Annotated in this window: 12 protein-coding genes; 3 read left to right on the forward strand and 9 right to left on the reverse strand. The window is 66.5% G+C overall.

Annotated elements, in window-relative coordinates; all coding sequences use genetic code 11:
* Window positions 1–4: 4 nt before the first annotated feature.
* Complete coding sequence (locus tag ACW18C_RS13850; protein ID WP_492071506.1) at window positions 5–1,282, forward strand: cation:proton antiporter; 1,278 nt, start codon at window positions 5–7, stop codon at window positions 1,280–1,282.
* Window positions 1,283–1,358: 76 nt separating this feature from the next.
* Here the strand turns inward: ACW18C_RS13850 and ACW18C_RS13855 are convergent, their stop codons facing one another.
* The 5 genes from ACW18C_RS13855 to ACW18C_RS13875 all read right to left on the reverse strand — a co-directional run bounded on the left by ACW18C_RS13855 (window position 1,359) and on the right by ACW18C_RS13875 (window position 9,928).
* Window positions 1,359–4,523 (reverse strand): efflux RND transporter permease subunit, encoded by a 3,165-nt coding sequence (locus ACW18C_RS13855; RefSeq protein WP_492071507.1) that lies wholly within the window; start codon window positions 4,521–4,523, stop codon window positions 1,359–1,361.
* 2 nt (window positions 4,524–4,525) lie between these two features.
* Entirely contained in the window at window positions 4,526–5,677 is a 1,152-nt protein-coding gene (locus ACW18C_RS13860; RefSeq protein ID WP_492071508.1) for an efflux RND transporter periplasmic adaptor subunit, read from the reverse strand.
* A 105-nt stretch (window positions 5,678–5,782) separates the two neighbouring features.
* Window positions 5,783–6,190: a hypothetical protein gene (locus tag ACW18C_RS13865; RefSeq protein WP_492071510.1), complete on the reverse strand. Its 408-nt coding sequence runs from the start codon at window positions 6,188–6,190 to the stop codon at window positions 5,783–5,785.
* A gap of 70 nt (window positions 6,191–6,260) precedes the next feature.
* Window positions 6,261–7,226, reverse strand: coding sequence for a glycerophosphodiester phosphodiesterase family protein (locus ACW18C_RS13870; protein ID WP_492071512.1), 966 nt, complete (start codon window positions 7,224–7,226; stop codon window positions 6,261–6,263).
* Window positions 7,227–7,234: 8 nt separating this feature from the next.
* Window positions 7,235–9,928, reverse strand: a complete 2,694-nt coding sequence (locus ACW18C_RS13875) for a TonB-dependent receptor (RefSeq protein ID WP_492071514.1) — start codon at window positions 9,926–9,928, stop codon at window positions 7,235–7,237.
* Window positions 9,929–10,042: 114 nt separating this feature from the next.
* Here ACW18C_RS13875 and ACW18C_RS13880 point away from each other — a divergent pair, with 114 nt between their 5' ends.
* Both ACW18C_RS13880 and ACW18C_RS13885 read left to right on the forward strand, forming a co-directional pair.
* A complete protein-coding gene (locus tag ACW18C_RS13880) occupies window positions 10,043–11,200 on the forward strand; it encodes an ROK family transcriptional regulator (protein WP_292148933.1) in 1,158 nt (385 codons plus the stop codon).
* Between the two features lie 84 nt (window positions 11,201–11,284).
* Entirely contained in the window at window positions 11,285–12,553 is a 1,269-nt protein-coding gene (locus ACW18C_RS13885; protein ID WP_492071516.1) for an MFS transporter, read from the forward strand.
* Between the two features lie 134 nt (window positions 12,554–12,687).
* Here the strand turns inward: ACW18C_RS13885 and ACW18C_RS13890 are convergent, their stop codons facing one another.
* The 4 genes from ACW18C_RS13890 to ACW18C_RS13905 all read right to left on the reverse strand — a co-directional run bounded on the left by ACW18C_RS13890 (window position 12,688) and on the right by ACW18C_RS13905 (window position 17,760).
* On the reverse strand, window positions 12,688–12,777 hold the full coding sequence (locus ACW18C_RS13890; protein WP_492071517.1) for a transposase: 90 nt from the start codon (window positions 12,775–12,777) through the stop codon (window positions 12,688–12,690).
* Window positions 12,778–12,906: 129 nt separating this feature from the next.
* Window positions 12,907–13,962, reverse strand: coding sequence for a hypothetical protein (locus tag ACW18C_RS13895; RefSeq protein WP_492071519.1), 1,056 nt, complete (start codon window positions 13,960–13,962; stop codon window positions 12,907–12,909).
* Between the two features lie 36 nt (window positions 13,963–13,998).
* Window positions 13,999–14,502: a hypothetical protein gene (locus tag ACW18C_RS13900; protein WP_492071520.1), complete on the reverse strand. Its 504-nt coding sequence runs from the start codon at window positions 14,500–14,502 to the stop codon at window positions 13,999–14,001.
* Between the two features lie 12 nt (window positions 14,503–14,514).
* Window positions 14,515–17,760 carry a LamG domain-containing protein gene (locus ACW18C_RS13905; protein WP_492071521.1) on the reverse strand — a complete coding sequence of 1,082 codons (3,246 nt, stop codon included), beginning with the start codon at window positions 17,758–17,760 and terminating at the stop codon, window positions 14,515–14,517.
* Window positions 17,761–17,932: the final 172 nt, after the last annotated feature.

The following is a 17,932-nucleotide window of genomic DNA, read 5'->3' on the forward strand; positions in this document are numbered from 1 at the left end:
CGCCATGACCCCGCTCCATCTGTCCCCGTTTGACGCCGCCGCGATTCTTATCGTGCTCAGCGCTGTGCTGGGCTGGATCAATCACCGCTATTTCCGACTGCCCGGCACAGTCGCGATGACGCTGATGGGAGCTCTGGCCTCGCTGGCGGTCATCGGCGCCGACGCGCTTTTCCAGGGAAGCGACATCTCGGCGCGGGTCAGCCGGTTTCTCGAGGACATCGACTTCCACGACACTCTGATGAACGGCATGTTGTCCTTCCTGCTGTTCGCCGGCGCCCTTCATGTCGATATCGAACATCTCAGGCGCGGGCGCTGGCAGATCGCCATACTGAGCACGATCGGGGTGGCGGCTTCGACCTTGATCGTCGGCTTCGGCCTCAAGGCGCTCACCGGTCTTGTCGGCTTCGACGTCCCGCTCATCTGGTGTTTTGTGTTCGGGGCTCTGATCAGTCCGACCGACCCTGTCGCGGTCATGGGCGTGTTGAGGACCGCGAAGGTCCCCCCGACCCTCCAGGCTACGATCGCGGGGGAGAGCCTGTTCAATGACGGCGTGGGCGTCGTGGTGTTCTCGATCCTTCTGGCCAGCGCCGTCGGAGGCGAAGCCTTTTCGATCTCCCACGCCGGCGAGCTGTTCCTAGTCGAAGCCTTGGGCGGGGCGCTGCTGGGCGCGGTCGTGGGCTGGATCGCCTATCGGGCCATGAAGATGATCGACGACTATTCCGTGGAGGTCATGATCACCCTGGCGACCGTGATGGGCGGCTACGCCGTCGCCATGACGCTTCAGGTCAGCGGTCCGGTCGCCATGGCGGTGGCGGGACTGATCGTGGGCAATCAGGGCGTCAGCTACGCCATGAGCGACACCACCAAGGACTATGTGCTGAAGTTCTGGGCCCTGATCGACGAAATCCTCAACGCCGTCCTCTTCCTCCTGATCGGATTGGAGGCCGTGGTGCTTGCGGACAGCATCGGCCTGCTGGGGCTGGGTCTGCTCACCATTCCCCTGGTGCTGATTGCGCGCGCGGTTTCCGTGGGCGCCCCGCTGCTGTTCTGGCGACGCCTCCTCCCGATCCGGATGGCCTTTCCGGTCATGACGTGGGGCGGCCTTCGCGGCGGGATTTCAATCGCCCTGGCGCTCTCGCTGCCAGCCGGCCCGATGAAGGACCTCATCCTAGGCGCGACCTATATGGTCGTCCTCTTCTCCGTCCTGGTTCAGGGCGCGACGATCAGCCGTCTGGTGCGTCGTAGCGCCGCTCGCGCGATGGCGGACGGGTCGATCCGCTGAGCATGATCTGTGATGTCCTGCCGGGCTCGTTCCCGAGCCCGGCAGGGTCGCCCAGGCATACTCCGTTCGATTCAGGTCATTCGTGCTCCGGAACCTCTCGCCACAGCGCCGCAAGAACGGGCAGGACGATCAGTGTGAGCACCGTCGCGGTGGTCAGCCCGCCGATGACGACCGTGGCCAACGGCTTCTGCACCTCGGCCCCCGCCCCCGCCGCGAACGCCATGGGCACGAACCCCAGCACCGCGACCAGGGCCGTCGTCAGGACGGCGCGCAGACGGCTGACGGCGCCGTGAAGCGCGGCCTCGCCCGGCGGGTCGCCGTCCGTCAGGCGTTGGCGAATGGCCTGCATCAGCACCAGGCCGTTCAGGGTCGCGACGCCTGACACGGCGATGAAGCCGACCGCCGCACTGATCGACAGCGGCATGCCTCGCAGCGCAAGCGCCAGCGCCCCCCCGACCAGGGCCAGGGGCACGCCCGCGAACACCAGGGCCGCGTCCTTCCACGACCGCAGGGCCAGGACCAGCAGGCCGCCGATGGTCAGGAAGACGATGGGCACGATCAGGGCCAGGCGGGCCGAGGCCCGCTGCAGGTTCTCGAACTGTCCGCCCCAGTCGATCCAGCCGGACGGCGGCGGCTGGACCTGAGCGGCGACCCTGGCTTGCGCCTCGGCGACGAAACCGCCCAGGTCGCGACCGCGCACATTGGCCTGGACGATCATGCGACGCTTTCCGTCGGCGCGACTGATCTGGTTCGGCCCCTCGGCCACGTCGAAACGGGCGACCGAGGACAGGGGCACGGTCGGAGCGCCGGCCTGGGCGTTTTCCGGCATGACCGGCAGTTGCTCCATGACCGTGGGGTCTGCGCGCAAGGCGTCGTCCAGCCTCACGACGACGTCGAAGCGTCGATCGCCCTCGTTGACCTGACCGGCGGAGCGGCCGGCGAAGGCGATGGCCAGGGCGTCGGCGGCGTCGGACGCATGGACGCCCTGCGCCGCCGCCACGGTGCGATCGACGCTGGCGGTGATGGTCGGCTGGCCCGACACCTGTTCGACCCGCACATCGGCCGCGCCCTCGATGCCGTTCAACACGCCGGCCACCTGCTGGGCCGTGCGGTCCATGGCGGCGAAATCGTCGCCATAGATCATGACCGCCACGTCCGACCGGACCCCGGCGATCAGCTCGTTGAACCGCATCTCGATGGGCTGGGTGAACTCGTAGTTGTTGCCCAGCAGGCTCGACAGCCGTTCCTCCATGTCCGCCACCAGATCGGCCTTGGCCAGTCCCGGTTCAGGCCAGTCGCGGCGGTCCTTCAGGATGACGAAGGTGTCCGAGATCGACGGCGGCATGGGGTCCGACGCGACCTCGGCAGTGCCTGTCCGGGTGAAGACCCGCTCGACCTGCGGTATGGCCTTCAGCGTGCGTTCGACCTGGAACTGCATCGCCTGGCTCTGTTCCAGCGAGGTCGAGGGGGCACGCAGGGCCTGGACCAGCACGTCGCCCTCGTCGAGCTGGGGCACGAACTCGCGACCCAGGGTCAGGAAGGCGACCAGACCCGCGAGCAGGGCGATCCCCGCGCCCGTCAGCACCAGCCGCGGCCGGCCGATGGCCCCTTTCAGCAGCGGTTGATAGCGGGCCTTGGCCGCGCGTGTCAGGCGCGTCTCCTCGTGATCCGCCCTGGGCTCCCTGACCAGCAGGGCCGCCATGGCCGGCACGAAGGTGAAGCTGAGGACGAAGGCGGCGGCCAGGGCCAGCATCACGGTCGCGGCCATCGGCCCGAACATCTTGCCCTCCACGCCTTCGAACATCAGCAGGGGAGCGTAGACCAGCAGGATGATCGCCTGGCCGAAGGCGGCCGGCCGGGCCATCTCACGCGCCGAGGCCGCAGCGACGGACAGACGTTCGGCGGTCGTGAGGGCGCGCCCCGTCTCCGCGCTCTTGAGGCCGAGCCGGCGCAGGGTGTTCTCGATCACCACCACGGCCCCGTCGACGATCAGGCCGAAGTCGAGCGCGCCGAGGCTGAGCAGATTGGCGCTGATGCCGAACCGGTTCATCGCCGAGGCGGCGAACAGGAAGCTGAGCGGAATGACCAGGGCGGTGATGATCGCCGCCCTGACATTGCCCAGGGCGAAGAACAGCACGGCGACGACCAGCAGGGCGCCGAGCAGCAGATTGTGCTCGACGGTGCGGACGGTCGCCTCCACCAGTTCGGTCCGGTCCAGTTCAGGCCGCAGGCGCACCCCGGGCGGCAGGCTGGGCTTGATTTCCTCGAGGCGTGCGCCGACGCGGCGGGCCACCTCGCGCGAGTTCCCGCCCTGCAGCATCAGCGCCGTGCCGACCACGGTCTCGCGGCCGTCGGCGCTGGCCGAGCCCAGGCGGGGAGCGCGGCCGATCTCGACCGTCGCGACGTCGGAGACGCGGATCACCTGGCCGCCGCGATTGAGGATGGGCGTCTGGGCCAGATCGTCCCGACTCTTCAGCCGGGCGTCGGCGCGGACGATGTAGGCTTCTCCCGCGCGGTTGACGTAGCCCGCGCCGGCGATGCGGTTGGCGTGCTCCAGCGCCTCGACCAGTTGCACCAGACCCACGCCGTAGGCCGCGAGGCGACCGGGGTCGGGATGGACCGCATACTCCTTCACATAGCCGCCCAGCACGTCCACGCCGGCGACGCCGGGAACGGTCTTCAGCTGGGGGGCGACGAGCCAGTCCTGGATCGTGCGGAGATAGGTCGCCTTCTCCTGATCGGAGACCAGACGTTCGCCCTCGGGCGTGACATAGGCGGCGCCGGGCCGCGCCGCCGGGCCGGTCAGTTCCAGCGTCCAGATATAGACCTCGCCCAGGCCCGTCACGACCGGCCCCATCGACGGCGAAAGCCCTGCGGGCAGGTCCTCGCGCGCCGCCTGAAGCCGTTCGTTGACCAGGTTGCGCGCGAAATAGATGTCCGTCGCGTCGGTGAAGACGGCCGTGATCTGGGAAAAGCCGTGGCGTGACAGGGACCGCGTCTCTGTAAGACCCGGCAGGCCCGCCAGCGCGGTCTCCAGCGGGAAGGTGACCTGGCGTTCGACCTCCTCTGGCCCCAGGGCCGGGGCGACGGTGGTGATCTGCACCTGACGGTTGGTGATGTCGGGCACGGCGTCGATGGGCAGGTGCAGCAGTTCGCGTCCGCCCAGGATGGCCAGCACCACGGCCAGTCCGACGACCAGCCAGCGGAAACGCACGGAGGCGTCGATGATCCGGTTCAGCATGATCAGTGTCCGTGCTCGGCTTCGCCCTTGGCCAGTTCGGCCTTGAGCAGGAAGGCCCCGGCGCCGGCGATACGCTCGGCGCCGGACAGGCCGGACACGATCTCGATGCGACCATCGGATGTTCGGCCGGTCACGACAGGCCGGGCGCGGAACCCTCCATTCTCCTGCACGAAGACGGACGGCCCGCCCTCTAGGGTCTGCACCGCGTCCAGCGGCGCGACGGGCGTTCCCGTCCCGGCGCCGGCCGAGACGCGGGCCGAGACGACGGCCCCCGCGGGGGGGACATCGCCGGACGGGCGGGCGCGCACGATGACGACGCCGTTCGCATTGGCGGGGGCGATGGCGATGACGACGCCCGACACGACGCGTGATCCGGCGACTGTGCTTTCCAGCCTGTCGCCGACCTTCAGGATGGCGGCGGCGGCGGGCGGCGCCTCGAACAGCAGTTCGACGCGCCCCGGATCGGCGACGGCGGCGACCTGCAACGCCTCTTCGTGCAGCACCTGGCCCGGCGCGGCGCTCAGGCGGGTGACGACGCCGGCGATGGGACTGCGGACCACCGTCAGGCCGTCGGAGCCCGGCGCGCCGAAAGCGCCGACGCGGGCGCGGGCGGCGCGATGCTGGGCCTCGGCGCGACGCGTCTCGGCGGCGGTGACGTCCAGCCGGGCCTGCGAAACCCAGCCCTGTTCGAACAGGGTGCGGTCGCGGCGTTCGGCCGCGCGGGCCGCCTCGACCGTCGCCCCGGCCGCGTCGGCGTCGGCGCGGGAAGCTGCGCCGTCCGGGCTGCGCACGGTGATCAGCGGCGAACCGGCGGCCACGCGATCGCCCAGGCCGACGTGGACGCGCACGACGGCGCCGCCCAGAGGGGCGTCCACGACCGCCTCGGCGCCGGGCGCGAAGGCGACCCGGCCCGGCAGTTTCAGCTCGGCCCCGCCGCCCCGCTGAACGGCGACGACGTAGACGCCGGCCCGCGCGGCCGCCTGGGGCGTCAGGGCGACGAAAGCCGCCTCGGCGGATGGGTCGGCGTGGCCGTCCGCCTCTGCGTGGTCGGCCTCGGCGGGCGGGCGCTCCATAAGTCGGGCGGCGCCGAAGCCCGCGCCCAGGGCGATGACGACGGCGGCGCCGCTCATCAGCCAGTGTTTCTTCAAGGTCATGATCGATCCTCGCCCGGCGCACGGCCGGGCCCAGAGTTCAGGACGCGCGGCGTCGCCGCCGCGCGCAGGGCTCAGTCAGGGCCGGACGCCGGGTCCGGCCGAGGATCAGATTCTGGGAGGGCGCTCAGGACCGTCAGGCCGCCCGAGCGGTGAGGCGACGCTGTCGCTCCAGGCGTGGGGTTGGCCGAAGACCGCAATGAAACGCGGCGTGGCCATGTCGTTGGACACGGCCGAATGCGGCGCGTGGCAGCAGCCGTTGGCGCACGCAGGCCCGCAGTCGGGGCACTGGCGATCGCCGGCGGCGTCGGCCAGAGATGCCGCTTCGACGGATGCAGGTTGGACCGCGCAGGCGTGGGTTTCGAAAGCGGGCACGGCAAAGGCCAGCGTCAGCAGCAGGACGCTGACGAAGCCAAATCGACTGACCATGACCCGCAGAGGTTTGAGCATTGACGTGTTCTTATCACCGATCATCAGCGAAGTCGTCGCCGCCTTGCGCCGGTGGGATATCGCCACCTTGCCCCACCCTGCTGCGACGGCCAAGGCCGACCATCAGCCGCTCGGCCAGGCGGACGCTCTTCGAACTTCAGCGCTCCGGGGTGCAGCCGCACATCTTAAGCCAATCGATCAGCGCGCCCGGTTCGTCGGTCTGGATGATGTTGGCGCCCATCCGGATCAGCCGTCCCCAATGGGCGTCGGGATTTCGCAACGCCTCTTCATCGACATGGCCCGCCGCATGGGCAGGTTCGAGGGTGTTGACCCACACCCGCCCCGAACGCGCCCGAAGCAGGGGCGCGCCGGCTTCCAGATAGGCCTCTGTCGTAAAAACGACCTCATAAGCGGGCGGCTGCGGCCTGTAGCGATCAGGCGCCGTCGAAAGAACCGTTCCATCGCGTTCGCGCAAGATGGGCATGAAGAGCAGCAGGTTGCGCCCATCAAGCACGGCGCGAAGTTCCGGATCGTCCGCCGGCGCCGGGCTCTTGATCACCACTTGATCCACGAGGCCCATACGCTCCAGTTCCTGCACCGCCTGAAGATTGACCTCGCCCTTGGCGTCGACGTTGACCAGGATCGCGCCACGCGCGGCCTCCATGGCTTCAGAGAAGGTCGGCGGCGCCTCGTCCGTCAGGGCCGCCGTCGGGCCGCCGGCGCCGACCTTGAGACGCAAGGCCTTGATCTGCGCCAGGGTCAGATCGGCGACCCTGCCCGACCCGTTTGTGGTGCGATCGACCGTGGCGTCGTGCATCAGCATGAGGCGGCCGTCGCGCGTGCGCTGAACATCCAACTCGACCATATCGACGCCCAGGCGACGGCAGGCGGCGATGGCGGCCAGAGAGTTCTCGGCGGTCGTGGTCCAGCAGCCGCGATGGGCGACGACCATGGCCGGACCGTTCGAATCCAGAAACCGTCGTCGCAACTCGGACGCCCGGTCAGCGCGCTCGACCGTCGGTTTCGACGGCCGAGGGTCCGAGAGAGGCGCGCAGCCCGCCAGGGCGACGACGCCGACCAGGGCGAGCGACAGGGCCGCACGACCCGCAAAACGACTGATCATCGGCGTCCTCAGTGGCGATAGCTGAAGCCGAAGAAATAGGCGGCGCCGTAATCGGCCGCGACCATCGGCAATTCCTGGTCCCAGCCGATCCATTCGGTCCGTCCTTCACCGGTGATGTTGGATGCTGTGAACGAGGCCGACCACGCCTTGCTGACCCTATAGCGGATCTTGAAGGCCAGGGACTGGTTCTCGCCGTCGAACCTGTTGCGATAGACCGAGGTGGTGTTCACCCGTTCCGACAAGCGCTCGCCAGCGTAGTTGTAGGCGAGTCGGGCCGAAACCGGTCCGCGATCATAGGTCAGGGCCAGATTATAGGCGATCTTCGGCTGTCCGATCATGGTTTCCAGTTCGACTTCGGACCCGTCGTTCATCTGCTGTCTGAAATTGGTGTCCAGAAGGGTCAGGTTCGCCGTCGCGGTGAGGCCTTGCAAGACACCAGGCAGCAGGCCGTCCAACTCCTGCACGAGGTTGAATTCGACGCCGTAGATGTCCACCGGATGGCCCGCATTCTTCGGCTGCGTCACCATCGCCTCGACCTGGCGGCCGTCCAGGTCGATCATCATCAGGTCCGCCGAGGTGAAGAACTCGTTCTTCACCCGCTTGTAGAACAGGCTTGCGGACAACAGATTGCGCCCCCCGCCCGGATACCAGTCGATCGCCAGATCCAGATTGTCCGCACGGCGCGGCAGAAGGTCGGGATTGGAGCGCGTCAGCCTCACGTCCGACCCGTCTTCGGTCAGCTTTTCGCCCACAGGCGCGATGGCGTTGAAGGGCACACGGCCAAGGGATTTCGAATAGGCCGAGCGCAGTTTGACGGCCGGGGCCAGCGCATAGGCCAGATTGACCGAGGGCAACAGGTCGTCGTAGCCCCCGTCGTTGTCGACCGTTTCCCAGACCTTGCCGACCAGGCGTTGGCCCCGGCCGTTGGTGCGGGTGTCTTCATAGCGAAGACCCAGGTTCAGGCTCCAGACCGGACCGGCGCGCGCGATCAGGCCGTAGGCGTTCCAGACCGTCTCCTCCATGGAATAGTCGAGGTTGTTGTCCTCTGTGGCCATCGGATCGAAACGCCACTGACCGGGATTGGCGGCGAGGTGGGCCTCGAAGGCTGTGATTGCACGGCCCGGATCGATCGCCACCATACATTGGCCGGCGCCGGCGCCGGGCGGACGCAGGCAGAGGTCCGGGCGCAGGACGCCCGAGGCCAGCAAATTATAGGTGTTTCCCTTTTGCGGCAGATAGCGGTCCCGGTTCTCGTCGAAGGCCCGCTCGATGCGTCGCACCCCGGTTCCGACCTTGAACCGCCAGCCGTCGCCCAGTCGGTTCAGGTCGCGGCCGAAGTCGATGCGGCTCTCATAGACATCCTCATCCAACTCCCGATCATCGAACTGGCGGCGATAGGGCGCATAGGCCGCGTAGTCGTTGAAGGCGCTCGGATTCAGCGGCGTGAAGACGTAGTGGTCGCCGACCTGCTGGTAGGAGAAGGCCGCGCCAGCGCCGTTCTGTCGCCACTCGGCCCAGTGCTCGGGGTTTCTGAAGTGCGAGCCCGAGTAGTTCAGGCGCCAGGACAGATCGCCGCCCATGGCCCCGTGATCGCCGCCGCCGGTCACAGCCCAGACCGAGCGTTCGAAATCGAACTGGCCCAGATTCTCCTGGATGGACAGGCCCGAAGGGTTTTGCAGCGTGCCGCCCGTGGCGGTCGCGTTCGTCAGGACGCCGCCGCCGCTGTACGTGAGAAGGTCGGTCTGGCGCGCCTCGTCGTCGGTCGCCGTGTTCCAGAAGCCGCGAATGAACAGATAGTCGTCCGCCGAGCCGCGATACTCCAGCTTGGCGCCGCCGCCCACCCGGGTCCTGTCATTGTGGTAGAAGTACCACCGCCGCTCGCTGGGAACGGCGATCCCTGTGCCGGGATAAACGCCCGTATTGGCGCCCGGCTGGCCGGCGCTGACCCCGGAGGCGTCATAGAAATACCGGGAACTGCCGTATTCAGCCTGACCCGAATAGGAGTCGCGCTTGTAGTAGTTGCCGAACAGCACCAGGCCGAATTGATCGGCGCTGCCGAAGGTCGTCAGATAGCGGGCGTCCAGGGTTCCGGACGGTCCCGCGCCTTCGAAGCCCTTATGGTTCTCATATTGGCCGATCTGACCGGAGACCGACAGGCCCCGGCTGCGTCGGTTGAAGGCGCTTGCGGTCCGAATGTCGATAATTCCGCCGATGGCGCCGCCTTCCTGATCCGCCGTAAAGGTCTTGTAGACATCGATCCGGTCGGCCAGCGAGGCCGGCATGACGTCCATAAAGACCCGGCGGCCGTTCCGGTCGGGCACGGCGATCGAAACGCCGTCGACCAGGGTGTAGTTGTAGTTGGCGTTCAGCGCCCGCACCGTCACGAAGCGGGCTTCGCCCTGGTCGTTCTGGACCGCGATGCCCGGCAGACGCATCAAGGCCTCACCGATGTTGAAGTCCGGCAAACGCCCGACGTCGTCCGATGTGACGGAATCGGTCACCTGAAGATTTTCCCGACGCTCTGCGACGGCCTTGCGGTTTTGCAGCCTGGCGCCGGTCACCACGATTTCGGCGACCTCGGAGGGCTGGCCCGCAGGCTGGGGCGGCGTCCGGGCCGGCGTTTGGGCCATGGCGGCGCCGGCGACGGCGAAACCGGCGGTCGATGCCAGAAGTGCGGTTCTGAAGCGGATTTGAAACGTCATGACATCCCCCTGTCTGCGTGGGACGCCTATTACTCACTCAAACTCACTATTTTATGACAATGGTGGACGATTCCGTATTTGACCCCCCGCCAGCCGTCAGGCCACACAGCCTCCATGATCCAGAGACTCGCCCCTCAGGCGCCGGCGGCCTTTTCCAGACGGCTCGACGTGGCGGCCAGTCGCAACGAGCGCGCCTTGCTCGATCTGATCTTGCGTCACGGCTGCCTTGGCCGGGCGATGCTGGCGCGGGAAACCGAACTGACGATCCAGTCTGTTTCGCGCTTGATCGAAGGATTGGAGGCGCGCGGCCTGGTGCGTCGGGGCGACCGGATCAGCACCCGCGGCAATCCGTCCGGCGGCTATGGGGTGGAACTGGCGCCGGACGGGGCCTTCACCCTGGGCGTCTCCCTGATGACCGACGCCCTGTCGATCGTCCTGATGAACTTCCGCGGCGAGGTTCTGGAAAGCCGGTTTGAACCCCGTGAGGACATGTCGGCCGAAGCGGTTCTAAAGGCCATTCAGGCCGCGATGGAGGCCTTGATCGCCGCCCATGTGCCCGATCGCAGCCGGATGCTCGGGATCGGCGTGGCGGTGACGGGCTATTTTCTAGAAGGCGGCCGCAAACTTAACCCCCCGGAACCGCTGGATGATTTCGCCCTCGTCGATCTACAGTCCATGTTCGCCGGTCGGCTAGGGCTGCCGGTCATCGTCGAGAACGACGCCAGCGCGGCGGCCGTGGCGGAGAGTTTCCTGGGCGTCGGGCGCGACCATGGAACCTTCGCCTATATCCATTTCGCCGGCGGCGTCGGCGGGGCGATCGTCGTCGAAGGAAGACTGATGCGCGGCGCACGCGGCAATGCGGGCGAGGTTGCGGGAATCCTGCCGCTTGATCTCTTTGAGACGCGGCCGACCCTGACCTTGCTGCTGCGGCTGTGTCGCGAGGCCGGGGTGGAGGTGTCGTCGATTTCCGAACTGGTCGCACGACTGGATTTGGACATGCCGGGCGTCTCCCTCTGGAGAGAGGTCGTGCGCGCGCCGCTCGACGCCATCGTCTCGGCCTTAGGCGCGGTCGCCGACCCGGAGGTGATCGTCCTGGGCGGCCGCCTGCCCACCGCTCTCGCCGAAGCCCTGATCGCCGACGTCCGGCCCTTCGAAATCCCGCGACGGGGCGCGCCCCGCCCTCTGCCGTCGCTTGTCCCGGCCCGGGTGACAGGCGAACCGACAGCCCTGGGCGCGGCGGTCCTGCCGCTGAAGGCCCACTTCTTCGGCTAGCGCCCGCCGTCTGACGTTGGACCGTCATATGCGGCTGGTAAGAGCGAGAGCTTCTGGAAAGCTTCTGGAAGATGGGGCGTTTCAGTGCTCGGCAGGCGCGACGGATGGACCACGACCGCCGCCTATGGTGCGGCTCACTACGGCAAGAGCCTGTTCTGGTACGGCGGCGAGGTCCTGTTCGCCTTTTTCCTGACCGAGGTTGCGGGCCTGACCCCCGTCCATATGGCCGGCGTCCTGGCGGCCGGCTTTCTTGTCAGCGCAGTCTTTGACCTTCAGGCGGGCCGTCTCTTGCTTCGCCGGCCGGCGGGCGTGAGGCGCGCAGCCGGCCTGCAAGCCCTGGGCGCGATTTTCAGCGGCGTCGCCCTGGTGGGCGTGGTCGCCACCGCCCTGCTTCCGGAACCGATGCGCGTCGCCTGGGCCCTGGCGACCGGCGTCCTGTTTCGCCTCGCCTTCGCCGTCTACGACGTCTCTCAAAACTCCCTGATGGCCAATGCGACCTCGGAAGCCGAGGCGCGGTCACGTGTGGCGGTCACGCGTATCTTCGCCAGCGGCCTGGGAAATCTCAGCGTCGCCGCCGTCGTCGGTCCCTTGATCGCCGCCGAGCGGCGCGGCGGCGGGGGCGTCATGCTCATCGGCCTTTCGCTGCTCGCCGCCCTGGTCGCCGTAACGACGGCGGTTCTGTTGAACTGGCGCCTGCGGCGCTCGGCGGATCCAGCCGTTCTGGACGCCCCGGCCCCGATGAAAGGATCGGGTCTCGGTCTGGCGGCCTTGTGGCCCCTGTTCGCCATGATGGTCCTGATGATGTCGGGCCCCTCTCTGTTTCAGAAGCTGGAACCCTATTTCGCGACCCGCGCCTTCGTCTCATCGACGACGGGCGGCGCCCTGATCGTCGCCGCCGCCGCCGGCGTCTGCTGCGGCCAACCGCTCTGGCTCGCGTTCTTTCCTCCGGCGCGCCGCGGTGCCCTGTTCATGGTTTCGGCTCTGCTGCAGGCGGCGGGAGCCGTCGTCTTCGTTCTGGCGCCGTTCGACGCGCCGATCGCCTTCATCGCCGGCGCCTGGCTGTTCGGCCTGGGCAACGGCGGTTTGGGGATGGCGAAGTGGGCCAGTTTCAGCGACCTGGCGTCTCGCCTTCCGGCCGACCGCCAAGGCCCGGCCTTCGCTGTCTTCAGCGCCTTGGCGAAGATCACTCTGGCGCTGGGGGTGCTGATCGTCGCCGTCGCAATCCATCCGGATGCGACAGCGGAACGGCTGCGCGGCTTCATGGCCGCCGGCCCCATCCTGACGTCAATCGGAATGATCATCCTGGCGCGACGGGCCACACGCCGTCCGGATCGCGACCTTAATGTGTATTGAGCCAGTTCTAAGTGGTCTCTGAACGACGGCGAACAGCAAGGAACCTGTCCCAAGCTAAAGCTGCCACTACAGGGCCCCCGAGCGTCTCGGTTCGTCCCCTAGCCAAGAGCAGTCACGATGGCCTTCGCCCCGCATCAAAAGTCAGTCACGCGGATCATGGCCTTCCATTTGTAATGGGTCGCCGAGTTGACACCGTGACGCCGACATACCTCCGTCGTCGCCAAACCGGCCTCCTACTCCCGCGGAATCCCCGTGATCTTCTCTCGATTGAACCTTGATCGCTTCATCCTGTCCGTCCTCCGCTAGGACGGACTCCAACTATTCGTCCAGAGGTTCAAGGGGTCAGGTCGGCGTTAGCGGTCCTCCACCTCCGAGGTGCTAGCGATGGCGACGGTGCATTCGCCGATCTGGATGAGCATGGCGGCGACCGACATGGGGCCCGCGTCGGAGACGCGCGCGGTTTCGAAGGCGAAGGCAGCGGACATGTCCACTTCATCGCCCAGCGCGGGATACTGGTAATAGGTCACTGTCAGGGTAGCGCCCTTTGGGAAGGCGCCAGAGGGCGAGGTCGCCGTGACCACTAGGTTGCCGGAGAAATTCGCCGGCACGCTGGCGTCGAAACCCGTGATCTGGTTACCGTTTACGTCGGGCGCGGGCAGCGTCATGTTCTGGTTGATCGGGCAGGTCTGGTCGGTGCACTGAGCGCTAACCGCCGTGCCTGTCGCGAAACCGCGGCCGAGCACCCGAAAATGGAAATAGGCTGGCGTGGGGTTGATACTCGCGAAGCTGAAGGTCCGGATGATCTGCGTCGATGTATTCGACTGGTAGCTAATGTTCCGCCAGCCCACGGCAGGATTGTTCTGGACCCACAGGGCGAAGGCCGCATTGGACGGAAAGGTTGCCGGTATCTGGATCGGGTGGGTTGCGGTCTGGAGGACGGAGATCAGACAATAGTGCGGCCCGGGAGGAAGACCCGTCAGGAGGAAGGATGGACTGCTGATCGCGATCCCGCTCGCGGCGATGTTGGTGTTGCCCGTACCGTCCACCAGAGACAGCGCGCCAGCGCCGCCGGCGCTGTTGATCTGGGTCCAGGTCGTCGGCAGCAGAAACAGAGAGGCGTCGGCATAGTAGAGGCTGGCCGTGCCGGCGCCCGCGACCGTATTCAGGTTCTTGGCCCGGACATAGATGTTGTTGACGCCGCCGTTGATGATCCCCTGCCCCTGATCCGGTCCGGCGTAGGTGGAGTTCGCGGTCGCCCAGGTGAGCGACCCGCTCTGGACGGGGATGATGTCCGGAGACTGACAGGGATTTCCGCCCGACGGATAGAGGCCGGTGTCGCCGAAATTGTCGCGGACATAGAGGTCATTGTACATGGTGGCAGCGACGGCGTTGCGGATCAGGGCAAGCATGAGTGGGCTCCTGTGAGCGGTTGAGATCGTTGAACGTCAGGACGCTGCGGCCAGAATTTGACGGTCAACCACAGTGGCGAAGGGTAGGACCGACACAGGTTCGTCGCCGATGCTGCGGACGTCCCCGAGCACATTGTGGCGGACGAAGAAAACGACAGTGACCAGTTCGCTGTGTCCGCGGAAGGCCACATCCCCGACCTTTGGCTCCTCAGTTCGGCCATCGGAACCGCCGAAGCGCGGCAGGGTGACGGCCATGGAGTGCGAAAGGAGCTCCAGCAAGGCGGCCAGGGCAGCCCCGTGGTCCTCAAGCTCGCTCACCCGCACCATAATCCGATGCTCGGGGTGGGCCGCTTCATGGAAGTAATCCGTATAAACCCGCGCATCCTGGGCCACACGCCGTTCGAAAACCCAGTTCTCGGACGGTACTTCAAACAGGGCTAGCCCACGGGTCCGGAGCTCCGCCGCTGCGCCGACGCGACGCGGCCACGCCTCAAATTCGAACCTTTTTTTGGCGCCCTCGAGCCAGGCTTGATCGGTCATGGAGCAGTCTCGCTATGCCACCGGCCTGCGGCCAGAGTTGGTGTTGGCGTCAGGGCCATACGGGATGCACCGCGCGATGCCTGCCGCCGTATTGGCGGCGAGGCGCTCCCGATAGCTGGTGGCGGTGAAGGGGGTCGGTATGGGGACGAACGGCGAGGGGCTCGCGCCCAGGGTCGAGAACGGCACCTTAACGGGCAAGCCTGCGGTATGGGGCCCCATTCCCCAGGGGTTGGGGCCTGTGTCGTATTGCAGGCAGGCGTCGTAGAGCGGATCAGAATAGCTCCCCGTCCCGGTCCAGGTCACTTCATGATAGCTGAAGCCGCCGCTGCCGTGGGGCGGCGGAAAGGGAACGGACCAGGTCGTATATCCGATGGCGAGGATCTGGTTACAGGTGAAGCCCGTCGAGAAATCCGCCGTATTGAGCATCATGGAAGCGAAGACGTTGGCTCCCAGCACGTTGGAGAAGGTGGTGACGATGGTGGCGCAGTCGGTGCAGTTCACCGTTTTGCCGTTGCCCTTGCCCGTTGTGAGATAGTCAAGGAACAGCCCACACAGGAATCGGGAAACGCCTGCGCTCGGCCCGGTGTAAAAGGAGGCGCCAGCCGTCAAATCGTACTGAAGGCCGATACCGGAATTGACCTGGGTTGTGATCTTGCTGAGGAGCTGATCCGGGGTGGTGACGCCCTTGGCCCATACGCAGGCATAGTCCAACAAGTCCGTCCACGGCAGCTGCTGGTTGGTTCGTAGCGCGCCCTGCTGCCACGGCGCGTTGGGCAGGCTGAGCGTCACATAGACCCGATGACTGGTCGTTGCCATGTTGGCCCAGGCGCCGTCATCGACCTGATACTGCCACGTCCAGGTTACATCTTGGCGCTGAACGCCGCCGCCCGCCAAGGCATGGTGCGTGAGGGGAATCGTAACGGTCGCCGTCGTGCCGCTGAAGGTCACGGCGATGGGATCCAGGGCGCCGAGGATGCCGCCGCCGGTCGCCTGTATCCTGACGGCATGGGTCGTCGGGGCCGGGATGTTGACCACCACCTGGATCGAGGGTGTCTTGCCCGCGACACTGGCGAGCGCATACGCGCAGGGCGCCTCCTTGGCCGAAACCCGCCCGGGCACCCATTCGGGCACGGAAACGTCCGTTCCGAAATTGCGCCGTATGGTTAGGGCCTCCACGGTGGCGGCCGTGGGATCATAGTCAAACGCGACACTGGCCAAAGCCACTGTCGGCAGGGGGTCGCAGGTCGCCGGCTTCTCGAGGTAGATCTTGACGAAGGTGACGACGGTCGCCGCCAGCGACGCGATCACCCGCGCCGTACCGACGCCTGCGGCGATCAGAAGCAGATTGGCGACGACCCTGATGAGACTCCAGAAGCCAACATCAATGAGGGCCAGTATCAGGGGCCTGAGGAGACCAGCGGTATAGGCCGACCCGAGGATGGCGAACGCACCGGCGGCCGTCATTCTTGCACCGGCTGCCATCTGGGTCGCGACGCTGGGGATGGTCAGCATCCGGCCGATCAGGACGATGGCCTTATCACCGAGTGCGCTGCCGACCCCAGTGAAAGCGTCTATTGCGCCGCCGATGACCGTGAAGATCAGCCGCACCTTCCACATGGTACAGTCGTCGATGGCCGTTGGATCACCCCGATAGGCGACATAGGACCCGCTCGGCCGATGGACGATGATCAGGCGCTCGCCATCGATGTCATGCTGGGCGACCAGGAACGGCAAGGCCGTCGGGTCTTCCGCCAGCTTGCGTCGGGCATCTGTCCACGCCGCCTCAACCAGCGCAACGTCTTTCGGGTCGTCAAAGGCCGCCAGGTCGCTGGCCATGGCGGCGTCGAACTCGGCGCTGTTACGTGCATGAAAATCCGAAAAGTCCAGGTCGGCCCGCAGCGCGGCCATGACCTTCGGATCAAGACCCATGGGCGGCGGAGGCGCATCCTCCTGACCGCCCGCCTGCGGCGGCATGGCGGGCGCGGGCTCGAGTTGCCCGGCCATGACCGCGCCCTCCGCCAAACCTACCGGATGACCGTTAGCCTGGTTGCGGGCCGGAGAATTGGTGAAGACATAGGCCGCCGACAGGTTCGTCGAGGTGACGTCGGGCGGTGTGCCCATATAGGTCAGGATATCGGCCGCGCTCAGCGCCGTGGACCAGACATCGACCTCCTTAAGGAAGCCTTGCAGGGTCGTCGCTCCGGAGGGGATGCCCCGGGCGATGGCTGCGCCGATCAGCAGGTCGCTGAACTGGCTGTACAGCGGAATGGGTGGACAGGCCTTGGTGCTGTCTAGGACGCCGTTGATGTAGATCGACAGCGTCACGCCGTCGAAGGTCGTGGCGATATTGGTCCAGACCCCGACCCGAACCGAGCCAGACGAGGTGAGAACCTGCCCGCTATCCCCATCCGAGCCCCTTTGCGACACCACCCGGAAGGCGGACACCGTGGTGTCGTATTGCAGATAGAGGGCCACCCCCGTGTCCATCGAAAGGTCGCTGTTGACGAACACCGCCTGGACCGGATTGAGGGCCGACGAGACATAGACCGAGGTCTGGATGGTGTACGGATCGACCTGGCCGCCGCCGGGATTTATCGCCTTCTCTCCCATCGGCCGGATGAAGCCGACGGTGCCGAGAGACGCGGCGGGAGAGACCTTGATGGGAACGGCATTGCCCTGAAGCGTGATCGGATAGGCGCTAGGCCCGCGATCGACCGGAGGATTACTGCTAAAGTCGAAATCCGCCACAAGTGTCCCTGCTGCGGGCGGCCCGAACATGTTGTTGAGCACATCCTCAGCGTTCAGGGAGGTGTTGTAGATTCGCAACCGGCGCATCAGGCCCTGGACGCCTTGGCCGATGGTCACCTGGTTGGCGTTCGCCGCAACCTGCCCCATGCAACTCTGGCCGGTGTTGAACTGGCCGTCGATATAAAGCCTGACCATCGCCCCATCGAAGGTCATGCAGATGTAGTGCCAACTGTCGTCCTTAAGCTGGGCCTGGGTCAGGTCCGATAGGACGATGGGCAAATTGTTGAACTCAAAATAGACCGAGGGACCCTGGCTGCCGAAGGCGAACACCCCGTCCTGGCCTATTGCGACGGTGCTGGCGGGCAGACCGTTGAACCGAACCCAGGCATCAACGGAGACCGCCTTGTTCGCGGTGAAAAGCGCCCCGGCCGCCGCGCTCGTCTGGGCGCTGGAGAGGGCGTCGAGCGCGAGCGAAACATAGCTACGATCAGTTCGCGGATCGGTCGGCATTCTGAAGCCTCGATAGCCAGATTGCAGGGGACGCATTGTAAGGAACGGTAGCCGGAACTGCAGGAACGCCCGCGAACCGCAGCAAAAACAACGACAACCCCGTCGATGACCCAGGGTAGTTTGCCGACATCCGTAGATTGGCGCCGATCGTGGCGTCTAGCAACATAAAATA

Source organism: Brevundimonas sp. FV1ye7S (genome assembly GCF_058680995.1).

Excerpts from the sequence above, each read along its gene's own strand:
- ACW18C_RS13870 (WP_492071512.1), bottom strand. The coding sequence starts at position 7,226 with ATGATCAGTCGTTTTGCGGGTCGTGCGGCCCTGTCGCTCGCCCTGGTC.
- ACW18C_RS13850 (WP_492071506.1), top strand. The coding sequence starts at position 5 with ATGACCCCGCTCCATCTGTCCCCGTTTGACGCCGCCGCGATTCTTATC.
- ACW18C_RS13875 (WP_492071514.1), bottom strand. The coding sequence starts at position 9,928 with ATGACGTTTCAAATCCGCTTCAGAACCGCACTTCTGGCATCGACCGCC.
- ACW18C_RS13880 (WP_292148933.1), top strand. The coding sequence starts at position 10,043 with ATGATCCAGAGACTCGCCCCTCAGGCGCCGGCGGCCTTTTCCAGACGG.
- ACW18C_RS13900 (WP_492071520.1), bottom strand. The coding sequence starts at position 14,502 with ATGACCGATCAAGCCTGGCTCGAGGGCGCCAAAAAAAGGTTCGAATTT.
- ACW18C_RS13895 (WP_492071519.1), bottom strand. The coding sequence starts at position 13,962 with ATGCTTGCCCTGATCCGCAACGCCGTCGCTGCCACCATGTACAATGAC.
- ACW18C_RS13855 (WP_492071507.1), bottom strand. The coding sequence starts at position 4,523 with ATGCTGAACCGGATCATCGACGCCTCCGTGCGTTTCCGCTGGCTGGTC.
- ACW18C_RS13860 (WP_492071508.1), bottom strand. The coding sequence starts at position 5,677 with ATGACCTTGAAGAAACACTGGCTGATGAGCGGCGCCGCCGTCGTCATC.
- ACW18C_RS13905 (WP_492071521.1), bottom strand. The coding sequence starts at position 17,760 with ATGCCGACCGATCCGCGAACTGATCGTAGCTATGTTTCGCTCGCGCTC.